Genomic DNA, 12,128 nt, shown 5'->3' on the forward strand with positions numbered 1-12,128 from the left:
AACAACGTGTGCTGACGATCAGGCGTCGACGATCGTCGTGTCGGCGATCGTCTCGGCGAAGCCATCGCCGAACAGCCCGGCAGGAGTCTGGAAGCCCGGCTGGGCTTCTCCGTCTACCACGCGTCGCGCCGCCTCCGCCGCGGCGAGCGTCGTGAACGTGTAGCCGTTCACCGTATCGAGAATGGAGCGGACGACGGTGCCGTCCTCCCCCGTGACTTCGACCGCCGCATGGTAGCGGTTGGCTTCGCGCTGCTCGAGCGTGGGGCCATCTGGCATGGCCGCGAGATCGCCCTCCGGGAAAGCGCCTTCGGTCACGTGCACGTACGTCTCGATGTTCGGGATATCGGTTGCCCGCCAGATCGTGATCAGTTCCGGCAGGGTGACCGGGAAGGAGGTGGCCGGCCCGTTGCCGAAGTCGAACTCTCGGAGCTCGTCGCCAGAACGGTCGACGAGCTCCCCGTCCACCCTGTGGAGCGTCTCGGTCGTCACGTTCTCGTTCGCGCTGACGGCCGATCCCCGGGAAAAGCCGCCTGCCACATGGAGAGCAATGCTCAGCTTTCTGGGATTCGCTACCCGCTTGGCCGCATGCCCGGCAAGGCATCCGAGCATCGCCACGCTTCCCCCGCTCCCCGGTAGAAGCATGACGCCAGCGGCCTGTGCGTCCTGATCGTACCGCTCGGCCAGGCGATAGCTGTCCAGCTCGGCCGCGATGTCGAGGTAATGTGTGCCGGAGGCCAGGCATGCCTGCATCAGCGGCTCCGCCGTCCGCATGAATGGACCCGCGCAGTTAAGCAGCACGGCGATATCGGTGAGTGCCCTTTCTCTTGCCGGAACGTCGTCAACCGCGAACAGCCGGTAATCGGCATCCCTTTCGGCAGCCAGCGCCGCCAGCTTCTCCTCGTCCTGCGGCCTGCCCGCGAGGATCACATCGACACCGGCAGCCTTCGCGTTCGCGGCCGCCATGCGGCCGGTGTAACCGGTCGCCCCATAGATCATCAGCCTGTTCATCGTATCGGTCGCTTTCTTCTGGATTATTCAAGGTCGGCGTCGATGCAGACGATCAGCCCTGCGGGATCGGTGACGATCTCCAGCAGGCCGATCTCGTGTCCGAAATCGCCGGTGAAATCGACGCGCAGCCGCGCCCGGTGCTCGTCGATGCGCGTAAACGAAAGCAGCCGCGTGGCCGTCCGATAGCCGACGAAGAAGCGCTTGATGTAGTCACGCACGCCGGCCTGCCCGTCGAAGCGCTCCCCGGTCGAGGGATCATCGATCACGGCGTCAGCCGTGAACAACCCCAACGCCGGCTCGACGGCGAACGCGTTGGTCGCCGTAATCAGCGCGTCGGCGACCGATCGCAGGTCGCCTATAGGATCGGCGTCAGTCCTCATGTTGCCAGCTCTTGAAAACGAACTCGAGGCTGTAGCCGTCGGGATCACGAACCTGCGCCGCATAGTAACGCGGATCGTAGTGGAGCTGCGGCCCCGGCGGGTGGATCTGGCTAGCCCCTGCGGCGATCGCGGCGGCATGCGCCTCGTCCACCATCGCCTCGGAGTCGGCGACCAGGCCGACATGCACAGCGCCCGGCGCGGCGACGCCCTGCCGAAGCCAGAAGAACATGCGTCCCTTGGCGCCGAAGCCCTTCAGATCGGGATGGCCGGGCGGTCCGTCTTTTCCATCATAGTCGCCGCGTGCGGTGATCCCGAGCACGGGCAGTACCTTCTCGTAGAAGGCGATGGAGCGATCCGTGTCGCTCACGGTGAGGAAGATGTGATCTAGCATGTGCGTTTCCTCAGATGATGTAGCCGCCGGCCACCTCGATGTTCTGCGCATTGACCCAGCGGTTGTCGTCAGAGAGCAGGCTGGCGATCATACGGCCGATATCGTCGGGCTCACCGACCCGGCCCAGCGCCGTCTGACTCGCGAGCAGGGCCTCGAACTCGTCATTGAGGCCGCCACCCAGCTCGGTCTTGATCGCACCTGGTGCGATCGAATTGGCCCGGATGCGACGATCGCCGAACTCCTTGGCCATGTAACGGGTCAGCACCTCGAGGCCGCCCTTGAACGAAGCATAGGGCGCGACGCCTGCGGTCGCGACCCGGCTCGTGGCGCTTGCGACATTCACGATATGGCCCCCGTCCGCGATCAGCGGCAGCAGGGTCTGCGTCAGAAAGAACGGCCCCTTGAGGTGTACGCGGAACAGTCCGTCGAACTCCTCTTCGGTAACCGTCGCAATCGGACTGTAGAAACCATATCCTGCGTTGTTGACGAGCGCGTCAAAGTCGTGGCGATGCCAGTGCGTCTGCAGTGCGTCACGCACCTGATCGCGAAAGGCTGAGAAGCTGGCGCTGTCGGCAACGTCGAGATGCAGGGCGACGGCCTTGCCGCACTCCTCTTCGATCTCGGCGACGATGGCGTTCGCCGCATCAGGGTTGCTGTTGTAGGTGAGGATGACCCCCATGCCGCGCGCGGCGCACTGGATGGCGGTACTCGCGCCCAGGCCGCGGCTGCCTCCTGTGATAATGACGATGCTCATAGCTGCTCCTTGAAACTGCTCAGCGGACGTTCTGACCTGCCGACGCGTCGCGCGCTCACACGATCCTCCTCAATGCTTGCCTATTTCTGCTTTTGTGTTGATGCTGCACCGCTTGGATGAGACAAGGGCAGCATGGAAACACAGCTCCAGGAACTTCGCGGTCTCGCAGCCAAGGCAGAGAACAGACGGACCGACACCGGCATCCCGCGCGTCGCTATGGTCCAGGGCGAAATTCCGGAGCACCAGCTCGCCGCAGTTTACGAACCCATGGTCAATCTGATCCTGACGGGGTCAAAAACGATGACGGTCGCGGACCGAAGTTTCCGATACGACCCTGCCACGTATTTCGTCATGTCCATCGATCTGCCAGCGGTGGGTTCGGTTCACCCATCCGAAGAGGGGGAACCCTACCTCGCTGTTAGCCTTACGTTGGAACCCACGATCGTAGCTAATTTGTTGTCGGATCTGCCTAAACCTGCCGGAGGTGGGCTCTATGGGACCGGCTTCTCGGTTGCGCCGGTGACACCCGCCCTGCTCGACGCCTGGGTCAGGATGATGCGATTGATGGGGCGGCCGAACGAAATTGCGGCCTTGGCACCCGCCTACGAGCGCGAGATCCTGTTCCGCGTCCTGCAGGGGCCATTAGGTTGGATGCTGCGGGACATCGCCACACCGGACACTGCGCTTTCTCGGGTCGGCGTTGCGATCCAATGGATCAGGGAGAACTTTGCCAAGCCGCTGCGGGTCGAGGCCTTGGCCGAGATGGCAGCCCTGAGCGTCTCCGCCTTCCATCGGCACTTCAAAGCTGTCACTGCGCTCAGCCCCCTTCAATATCAGAAGCATGTCCGACTGCTGCACGCACGATCGCTGCTGCTGGCCGGCGAGGGCAACGCGACCGCTGTCGCATTCGGCGTTGGCTATGAGAGCCCCAACCAGTTCAGCCGCGAATACGCCCGCCAGTTTGGCCTCCCGCCTTCGCGTGATGCAGCCCTGTTGCGTAGAGGGTACGACAATTGTATGAGTGAAGCGTCAAGGGTGTAGCTTTCCGATAACTTGCTGCACGAACCGGTTAGCCAAGCCCGATAGTGACGGTCGTCTCATACGAAGACGGCGGCGGGTTGCCGAATTGGACGGTAGGATGGCGGGGTCGATCTTCCTCATGCGCTCGCAAGAGGCAAGGATTGGCAAGCTCCGATTGCTTTACGTCGAACCACACGCGCGAGGTGCCGGTGTGGGCGGTCAGTTGGTAGAGGCTTGCGTCGAGCGGGCCCGGACTGCCGGCTACGACCAATTGGAGTTATGGACCGACAGTCAGTTGGCTTCAGCACGTCGGCTTTACGCCCGTTCTGGTTTCACGCTGCGTGACACCAAAACCGAGCGGCATTTTGGCCAAGACATCGGAAGCGAAACTTGGGTGATGGATCTGCGGACCGGTTTGTAAAGAAGAGCGTCCGCCGTGGGGCGTCTGCCAACCGGCAGTTTTTTGCATCCGTTGTGGCCCGGCGCGATCTGAACGAATGACCGCTTACAGGCGCAAAGTCCGTCCAATGTCAGCCGCCGGGGGCGATCGCCTAATCGTAGGAACTTCCCTGCACCCCTGATCCGCATGGCAGATGTCGTTTCCCGACGCGGGCAGAAGTAAAGTTTATTATTGCTGCCAGAAGGTCAGCAGATGAAATTCTCCCAACTCGGAGCATCCTTGGGCTGGCCCTCCTCCACCCATGCGAGCTTCCTGCCAAGAAAGTCGAGGGCTGACTCGAGTTCGGAACGCCGCTCCTCGAGTTTCGCCATCTGCGCTCTCAACACTGCTGCGGTCCGTGCAGGCGAGTGCTCACCCGCACGGTACTCGGCACCCAGTGCCGCGATTTCCCGCAGCGAGTAGCCCAGCGATTGCTGCAGCCGAATCATCCGCGCCGCCGTGACATCCTGCGGGCCGAAGACCTGATAGGGGTTGGCGCCGCCCTTACCGTTCCGCCCTGGGCTCAGCAGCCCCTTGCGGACGTAGAAGCGAATTGTGTCGAGGGCCATCCAAGCCATTCAACTGGGAATTCGAGCCGCCAATGAGCGGACATTTTGCTTATGGCCGGTGCCGGGACATCCCTGCCGTTACTGAGCACCCATCTGAACGGCATTTTGAGATGCAAGGAGCCCATATGCGCCAAATGCCGTCGCCAGTTTAACCCGTCGTAAAACACCTGATTCCGTAAACCTATGACGACACACTGGAGCGGCCTTCGCGAGAATCGATCGGGAGATTAGCACTTTTCGTTGATCGTATTGGCCGATTAAGTAGAAGGTGTAAGTCGCGCAAAGGGGGGAATTTTTGTCAATTCACACGACAGCTGCGGCTTGGGTGCGCTTCCTGCGCAATTACGGCCCGATCCCGACCAACGACAATATGTACGACGAGTCGATTCAGAGGGCTTTGAAGCGGCACAAAATTGCGCCGATCACGCTCCCGGCTCCGCTCGTAACGCGGCTAGTCGAGAACTTCCAAGCCGAGGCTCCTGCGTCGCACATCATTACTGGCACGGCGGGCGACGGAAAAACTTATCACTGCCGCGAGGTATGGGTCGCCTTAGGCGGCGATCCGGCAACCTGGAACAAAGGTGCGAAGGTACAGACCCTCGCCGTCGGCAGCCGCACGCTCGTCATCGTCAAGGACATGAGCGAACTGCGCGACGAAGAAAGCGCGGAACTAATCTCCGATTTTGCGCGAGATGTCGCCAATCGGCATTCTTCGACCTTCTACCTCCTTGCCGCTAATCACGGGCAGTTGCTCGAAAAGCTGAAGTCGGCGCCCCACACGGCCGAAATCGAGCGCGTCACCACCGTCGTCGAAGAGCTTCTGGTGACGGGAATCAACCCGGACGCCGCCATTTCGGTTGATCTTGACGATCTGAGCCGATCACCCGCTGCCCAGATGATGACCACCATCATCGAAGAGGTGACAAGCCATGATGGCTGGGAGGGTTGCGGAAGCTGCGCGGCCAATATGGGCGACGCTGTATGCCCGATATATGAGAACAGGCGCCGGTTGATGGGCGAGGACGAAGGGGATGCGTTCAAGGGCCGCATCGCTGCGCTTATCGAGCTCAGCGAACGCAATGGGAGTCATTTCCCGGTTCGCCAACTCCTCGCACTGGTCGCCAACAGCATCCTGGGCCATCCCGAAGCGCGGGACGGCTTGATGAGCTGCGCCGAGGTGCCGCGCATCGTGCAGGAGGGCAGGGCCGACCTTGCAAGCATCTACCGGAATATATTTGGCGAAAATTTGCGACCCAGCAAAGCGGAAAAAACAGAGTTGTTCCGCAAGCTCAACACTTTTGGCATCGGCGCTGAAACGAGCAATCGCGTCGACAACCTCCTCGTCTACGGAGCCGACGATCCCGCCTATCGCGGAGATTATGAACGTCTGGTGCTGTCCGACCCGGTCTATGGTGCAACGCCTGCCTATTCGGCGGCGCAACGCGCCTATCTCGAAGGGGCTGAAACAACCGATCGCACGGCGTTCCTCGGAAATCTGCGATCCCAGCGACAGCGGCTGTTCTTCACTATGCCCGATGAACTTGCAGCGGACTACGACCTGTGGGATCTAACGGTCTTCCGTTATGCCGGGCTCTATCTCGAGGTTGCGCAGAAGCTGGAGGCCGGCGAGCAGGTGCCGCGCCAGGCGATCGCCCTGATCGTCCGCGGTCTGAACCGCATTTTCACCGGTATGCTGGTCCAGAACCAGGATGAACTCGTGCTCGCGACATCCGGCAGCTACTCCCAGTCCAAGCGCAGCCCCTTGCTCGACGAGCTGATATCGGTGCCCCGCCAGGGCGGCGAGGAGGTGACCGTCGTCGGCGATGGCGCGGGCGGTTTTTCCGTTTGTGTGAAGCTCGTCCGAGGGAGCGAGATCCCGCTGGTCAGCCTAGCCCTGTCGCCGACCCGCTTCGAGTTTCTCGGGCGTGTGGCCGAAGGCGCGCTGCCGAGCAGCTTTTCGCTCGAATGCCATGAGGATCTGCTGGCGTTCAAGGCCCGGCTCCTGCGAGAGACCGAGAACCGGCGTAAACTGGATGGCGACGAGATCGCCGATGGAGAATTGATGCTCCGTTTCATCGACCTTGGAAATGACGGCCGGGCGGTTGCGCGCCGTGTGATCGTGCGGGTTTAATCATGGAAATTCTTGCACGCCCAACGAGCTTCGACGATCGCACCGGTCCGGACTTCTGGATCGACGAGGCTATCTGGGGCCATCGCCTCTATGACGAACAGACCCCCTGGCTGAGCTTCCTGGAATTCATGACTGTGCTCCTTGCAGAGCACCGGGCGGGACGCACCTTGCGCGAAGAGGCGCTCAATAGCCTCTCTTATCGCCCGCAGCTCCAGTTGCGGCTGCGTAACCTGGTCTTCAATAATCCGCACATCATGACGGTAATGGCCGAAGACCGTACCGACGAGGCAGCCTGGACCATTTGGCTCGCCAAGATGGCGGATACCGCCGGAGGGCTGGAGGAGCGCGACTTTTCCTATCTTCGTGAAAGGTTCGAGAGCTTTAAGGATTTCGCGGCGGTCATTGAATTCCTACAGGGCTCGGCGATCGAGGGGTCAAGCAACAAGCGCTGGAGCTCCAAGTTCGTCTTTCCCTTCGGCCCGAACGCCTTGTACGAGGATGTCAACGTCAATCCCCGTGGCGGGGTGACCAATGACCGGCGCTTTTTCGCCCGCACTGGCGAACTCCTCTATTTGATGCTTTGCCGTAGCCGTGAGGCTGACACGCTGCGCGGGCTCTTGGTATCTCGCTTCCTTGAAAATCCGGCGCCCTACGATCGCATGGCCGCCGCATTGCAGGGAGAGGCCCAATTCTCGAAAGGCGAGCGGGGGGGCGCTTATCTCCCTTGCTCGGCCCACCCCCTTTTCGATCGTCTGGCCGAGGACTGGCTTGCCGTCTTGCAGCTCCCCATCCCGGCTTATGACGCGATCCCGCACTTGGTTACGATGACCGGCCTCAACCTCATCCTGTACCAACTGGAACGCGCGCGTGAGGTGCTCGCAAGCGAACCGGTCCGCCTCGTCTGTGAGATCGTCTCGCCCAGGAAGTCGGTCGTTCGCGATCTTTCGGCCGATTCCTACCAGCGCAACAATGGTCTTCCGCAGCAGGCGGTCGAGCGGTTCGTGCGCCGCGTCGGCGAAACGGAAGAATGGGCTGCTGCCTGCGCCTCCGACGCCCCGGTTCTCCATGCCGCCGATATCCTGAAGAAGGCCTTCGGCTGGCCCGACGGCGAGGACGACGAACAGGTGCCGGACCCGCAAGTTCTGATCGACCGGCTCGCAGACAAGGCGATCAGCCGCCACAAGCAGCATATCGGCAAGATCCACATGACCTGGGCGCGAGCGATCGGTTTGTCGTCGCGCCGATCGAGCCGGCGCGTGCGCTATGCGCCGACCGACAGGCTGCTCAAGACCCTCGTCGCCTGCTGTGTCGGCAAGAGACTCGAGTTCAGGGACTTCCTGACCCTGTTGCACGAGCGGTACGGGATCGTGATCGGCGACGGGCAGGCGCGCAATTACATCGATAGTGGCGACGCCGACCAAGAGGATTTTTCCGACAATGCCCGGCGCCTGGAGGAACGCCTGGCGAGCCTCGGCCTGCTGAAGCGCCTCTCCGACTCCTGTGCCTATGTTGAAAATCCCTTCCAGCGAGCCCAAGCCGCGTGACCCCATCTGATCTGATTGGCGCCGCCGGCGCCGCGTCCATCCGCCAGCGTCTGACCGCCCCTTCTGAGACCGAGGGGGTCGCACGCTATCTGCTCGACCGCCTGACCGGAGAGCAGGTCGCGGCGATCACGAGCGCGCTCCTGCAGGATCCGGCGACGGATGCGCTTCTCAAAATCGCGCTTCCCCGCTCGCTGGTAGGCGAGTTGGGTCTGCCCGATCATGTCGTGACCGACGAGCGGACCGTGGCGATCCGACACGCTGACTGCGACCGTCCGGCGCTGTTGATCGCCAACACTGACGACGACCAGGGTGCATCACTCGGCGACGTCATGCTGATAGGTGCAAAACAGCTTACCGAAGATCCTGAACCGTGGGTCGAGGCTGCAGCCGTTGGCCTAGGCTTGCCCGATAGCCAGATCGGCGCCTGGAAGGCGGCTCTCAAGGGTCTCAACGCCGCTGACGATTGGACGCTCCACCAGATCTCGAACTATGTCGCTCTCACACGAGAGAGGATCGCCGCGGAATCGGCGACGGTGCCCGATGCGTTGGGATGGGCGCTGCCCGCCCTGCATCTCCCACGCGACAGCGGCTATTTCCTGGGGATCCGGGACAAGGAGCTTGAGCAATCGCGGCGCTGGAAGCGGTTGATCGAGAAACTCGTATCGGACCGAAAGCCGCTACTCGCGAAGCAGAAGCCTAATAGGCAGATCATCGAGAGCGACGAGCTGCGCTCGCAGTTCGAGGCTGTGCAGGAGGATATACCAACCGAAGTGCACGGCGCGATAGAGGCCTTCATCGCCGCGACGCCGGGCTGGAACGATGCCGCCGATGCGCTCTCTCAATTTGAGTGGGAGGCGCAAAGCGTTCTTCAGCTGTTTTCGGGGATCAAGCTCAAGAAGACAACGCTGCCGCAGGAGACGCTCGCCTTCTTCGAGTTCACGCTTCCGGACCGGCTAAGCCCTTCTGACGTCGAATATCTCGAAGCACTCAAAGGTCGTTCGCTCAAGGAGACGCGTGACGACGATCGCGACTTCTTCGAGGCGCACAGGGACGATCTGGGGCAGGACAAGACGCTGCGCGTCAAATGGGAGCGCTTCATTTTCGGTCGCCCGATCGAGTGCACCGATTTCCTCGAGGGATTGCTGCGCGCTTTCGAGCGCCTGTTCGGTCAGGTCAACCTCGCGGCCGGCAAGCGTACGCTCAAGGTTCGCGCGGCGCGGCGCAGGCCGACGCAGCTCCTTGATATCAATGCGGATGTGGGGCTTGCCTTCGGTCTGCGGTATCGCGGCCTGCCGGCGCTGACCGGGGCTGCGGTCGAATGGGACGTGCCCTTCCTCTTCGAATATGAGGAACTGCTCGACCGGGCGAAGAAGCGGAAGAAATATCGGCGCAACGAGTCGACGTCGCGTGCGGCCCTTCAGATCAAGTTCGACATCGTGCTCGAATGCGGATCGGAGCGCGCCACCGTTCAGCTGATCTGGATCGCGCGGCCCGGCGCGATCGGGCTTGAACTGCCCAAGGATCTCGGCCGGCTTGTCAAGCGGCCGATGACCCGTAGCAGCGTCGCCCGGCTCCCCGTCAGTCGCAAGGGGGCCTTGCAGTCGGTCTCTCTTGCCGATGTGGGGACGCTCCAGCCCGCCTTCGGCCAGGACGCGGGTTCGCTCATTCCGCGAACGAGCGCAGGTGAAGATCTTGCCAAGGCTTTTCTCAAGGCGCTGAAGACGGCGGGGCAGGTTGGGCGCATCGATACGGCCGGACTTTCCGCGATCGAGGCGGCTTGGTCCGATTTTGCCGGAAAATATATCGAGGCGATCACCGCCCTGCAGGCATCGGGCTTTGCCTCGCCGGCGTTGCTGACCCAAGCCGAAGCGTTCGGCGTGCTGCTCCACACACTTGGGCGGCATGCTGCGGGTGACCTCAATCGCCGGGACCTATGGGAGCCGGTGCTCAGCCTTGGCGTCATTCCCGTCACGGGAAGTGCGCCCTCGGCCATCGTGGCCCCCTGGCACCCTCTGCGTATGGCTGCCGGCGCCGTTCGGATGCGCTCGCTGGCGGGGCTCGCCGACTATCTCCTATCGGACGTCGATGTGAATTTCGGCGACTCGCGCCTCTTTTTCTCGGATCTCCGCGATGAACTGGCGCATCCGCTCTATCCGGAAATCGCGGTCGGATATGACGGAGCGGAAGCCGTGCTCCTCGCGGAGACTGGCACGATCAATGATTATAGCCTGCTCGAGCGGCCGGTTCGGGATCCTTCCGAAGGGACCACCGATGTCGATCCGGCCGAAGCCTCTCGGCAAATCCGGGGGCTTCTCGAGCGGTATCTCGATTTGCAGCCCCATGAGCGCTCGAACCTGAGTATCATGCTGTTCAACTGCGATGCGGCCGGTCTGCCGCTTGCGACCGTCAACAGCCTGAGCTCGGTCCAGGACCAGGAAGAGGTCCATTGTAACGTCCTGGTTCGCCATCGTGACCGCTCGAGGCTCGCCCGAGTCTACGGCGAACTCCTCGACCGGTCTGAGGGCGATCCCGACGCGGTCGTGGTGAGCGAGACGTCGCGCAACTTCATGTCCAAGCTGCGCATCGGTGTCTTGCTAGACAGCGGCGCGACCCGCCCCGGCAGCCCGGCGCGCGAGATCGACGTTGCGTTCCTTCACGATGTCGTGTCACGGCAGGCGCGCGAACAGTGGTTCGCCGTTCCGGCCACAGAGAGCAATCCTACGCTTCTCGAACATGTGCCGGCGCGGTGGTCCTATCGCCGCGTGACGGCCGAGGATGAGCTGAAGGCGACCGTCTACCTGACCTGTCCCCGGCAGCCTGAAGCAGGCTGGGCCTATGTCGATGCCGTGGCGAATGTCATCCGCCGGCAGGCCCATGGGAGCCACGAGCATTATCTACCGGCGCGGCAGATCTCGTTCCAGGATTCCGGCCTCAAGACGATGTTCGACGAGGTGCATGAGCTTGCCGAATGGGTCGCGACCTATGACGACCTGCTCGACAAGCGCCAACTCGCCGCGCAAGGCATCAATGTCATCCGGTATCGTCGCCAGCGCACGCATGGCCGCAACATGGTGGTCTCGTCGACTTCGGAACTGCGGATCCTCAACGTCCTCGTGCGCCGCCGGCTGACCGAATTGTCGCTCGGCCTTGACGATGATCGCCTCTCGAAGCTCGCAAGGCGGCTGATCGAGGACGCCAATTCGATATCGGGAGATATCGTGCTGCGCGCGGCTAAGCGCGGCGTGTCGGCGGGCGAGCTCATTGGGCTGGTCCTTAGCCGGGCACTTGTAGCCGAGGAGCTCGGCGCGCAACCGGCCGTTGCCTGGTTCCTGCTCGACGATTATGCTGAGTGGCTGGGCCAGCGCGAAGAGGGCATTGCCGACATCCTCGCCTTGTGCCTGGTAGGGGGCGAGGGCATGGAGCCGCGCCTGCGCGCGATCGTCACAGAAGCCAAATATGTCGAACAGAGCGGCGCTGCCGAAGCGACCCGCAAGTCGAGACAACAATTGCGCCAGACAGTGGCGCGCATCGATGACGCGCTGTTTGGGGACCCGGGCCGTCTGGACCGCGATCTGTGGCTCTCGCGCATTGCCGACCTGCTGCTCGACGGCACGGCCGCGCTTGGGCAGGCCAATCTGCTTGAGCAGGTGCGCGACGGAATCCGCCGCGGCGCAGTCCCAATCGACCTACGCGGTTATTCCCATATCTTTATCACCGGTCCTGCAACCGATGGGAGTTCGCTCGGGGAGCAGGAGAGGATCGCGGATGTCCGTGGCGGTCTTCAGGAGACATTTTCGCGCGAGGGTCTTCGCCAGCTGCTCAAGGCCTATGAGGGGGCGTTTGCGGGAGGGGGCGGAATCCTACGCTAAGGATTTGGGCCAGCGATATTCCC

The 12,128-nt window shown here is 62.4% G+C and carries 10 protein-coding genes; 5 read left to right on the top strand and 5 right to left on the bottom strand.

All coding sequences use genetic code 11. The annotated features are described in order from the left end of the window. Positions 1 to 18 precede the first annotated feature (18 nt). From NTCA1_RS23090 to NTCA1_RS23105, 4 genes are read right to left on the bottom strand one after another with little or no spacing between them, the layout of a single operon-like run. Positions 19 to 1,008 carry a trans-acting enoyl reductase family protein gene (locus tag NTCA1_RS23090; RefSeq protein ID WP_133085164.1) on the bottom strand — a complete coding sequence of 330 codons (990 nt, stop codon included), beginning with the start codon at positions 1,006 to 1,008 and terminating at the stop codon, positions 19 to 21. Between the two features lie 23 nt (positions 1,009 to 1,031). Further along, positions 1,032 to 1,388, bottom strand: a complete 357-nt coding sequence (locus NTCA1_RS23095; protein WP_201282577.1) for a nuclear transport factor 2 family protein — start codon at positions 1,386 to 1,388, stop codon at positions 1,032 to 1,034. Next, positions 1,378 to 1,779, bottom strand: coding sequence for a VOC family protein (locus NTCA1_RS23100; protein ID WP_133085165.1), 402 nt, complete (start codon positions 1,777 to 1,779; stop codon positions 1,378 to 1,380). Before NTCA1_RS23100 ends, NTCA1_RS23095 begins: the two co-directional genes overlap by 11 nt. 10 nt (positions 1,780 to 1,789) lie before the next feature. Then, complete coding sequence (locus tag NTCA1_RS23105; protein WP_133085166.1) at positions 1,790 to 2,533, bottom strand: SDR family NAD(P)-dependent oxidoreductase; 744 nt, start codon at positions 2,531 to 2,533, stop codon at positions 1,790 to 1,792. 132 nt (positions 2,534 to 2,665) lie between these two features. Between NTCA1_RS23105 and NTCA1_RS23110 the strand changes: the two genes are divergently transcribed. Beyond that, complete coding sequence (locus tag NTCA1_RS23110; RefSeq protein ID WP_133085167.1) at positions 2,666 to 3,574, top strand: AraC family transcriptional regulator; 909 nt, start codon at positions 2,666 to 2,668, stop codon at positions 3,572 to 3,574. Further along, the gene (locus tag NTCA1_RS23115) at positions 3,555 to 3,974 is read left to right on the top strand and encodes a GNAT family N-acetyltransferase (RefSeq protein ID WP_255490579.1); all 420 of its coding nucleotides are present in this window, start codon (positions 3,555 to 3,557) and stop codon (positions 3,972 to 3,974) included. The genes NTCA1_RS23110 and NTCA1_RS23115 overlap by 20 nt, the downstream gene beginning before the upstream one ends. A 224-nt stretch (positions 3,975 to 4,198) precedes the next feature. On the opposite strand, the gene NTCA1_RS23120 is transcribed toward NTCA1_RS23115, so the two are convergent. Next, a complete protein-coding gene (locus NTCA1_RS23120; protein ID WP_236549533.1) occupies positions 4,199 to 4,561 on the bottom strand; it encodes a MerR family transcriptional regulator in 363 nt (120 codons plus the stop codon). Between the two features lie 295 nt (positions 4,562 to 4,856). Between NTCA1_RS23120 and NTCA1_RS23125 the strand changes: the two genes are divergently transcribed. The 3 genes from NTCA1_RS23125 to NTCA1_RS23135 are packed head-to-tail and all read left to right on the top strand — an operon-like array spanning position 4,857 to position 12,105. After that, positions 4,857 to 6,692 (top strand): hypothetical protein, encoded by a 1,836-nt coding sequence (locus NTCA1_RS23125; RefSeq protein WP_236549534.1) that lies wholly within the window; start codon positions 4,857 to 4,859, stop codon positions 6,690 to 6,692. Positions 6,693 to 6,694: 2 nt separating this feature from the next. After that, entirely contained in the window at positions 6,695 to 8,236 is a 1,542-nt protein-coding gene (locus NTCA1_RS23130; protein WP_133085170.1) for a hypothetical protein, read from the top strand. Then, positions 8,233 to 12,105, top strand: a complete 3,873-nt coding sequence (locus NTCA1_RS23135; protein ID WP_201282578.1) for a DNA translocase FtsK — start codon at positions 8,233 to 8,235, stop codon at positions 12,103 to 12,105. Before NTCA1_RS23130 ends, NTCA1_RS23135 begins: the two co-directional genes overlap by 4 nt. Positions 12,106 to 12,128: the final 23 nt, after the last annotated feature.

It is taken from the genome of Novosphingobium sp. TCA1 (assembly GCF_009811895.1).
Taxonomy (GTDB): Bacteria; Pseudomonadota; Alphaproteobacteria; order Sphingomonadales; family Sphingomonadaceae; genus Novosphingobium; species Novosphingobium panipatense_A.

Excerpts from the sequence above, each read along its gene's own strand:
- NTCA1_RS23090 (WP_133085164.1), bottom strand. The coding sequence starts at position 1,008 with ATGAACAGGCTGATGATCTATGGGGCGACCGGTTACACCGGCCGCATG.
- NTCA1_RS23095 (WP_201282577.1), bottom strand. The coding sequence starts at position 1,388 with ATGAGGACTGACGCCGATCCTATAGGCGACCTGCGATCGGTCGCCGAC.
- NTCA1_RS23100 (WP_133085165.1), bottom strand. The coding sequence starts at position 1,779 with ATGCTAGATCACATCTTCCTCACCGTGAGCGACACGGATCGCTCCATC.
- NTCA1_RS23105 (WP_133085166.1), bottom strand. The coding sequence starts at position 2,533 with ATGAGCATCGTCATTATCACAGGAGGCAGCCGCGGCCTGGGCGCGAGT.
- NTCA1_RS23110 (WP_133085167.1), top strand. The coding sequence starts at position 2,666 with ATGGAAACACAGCTCCAGGAACTTCGCGGTCTCGCAGCCAAGGCAGAG.
- NTCA1_RS23120 (WP_236549533.1), bottom strand. The coding sequence starts at position 4,561 with ATGGCCCTCGACACAATTCGCTTCTACGTCCGCAAGGGGCTGCTGAGC.
- NTCA1_RS23130 (WP_133085170.1), top strand. The coding sequence starts at position 6,695 with ATGGAAATTCTTGCACGCCCAACGAGCTTCGACGATCGCACCGGTCCG.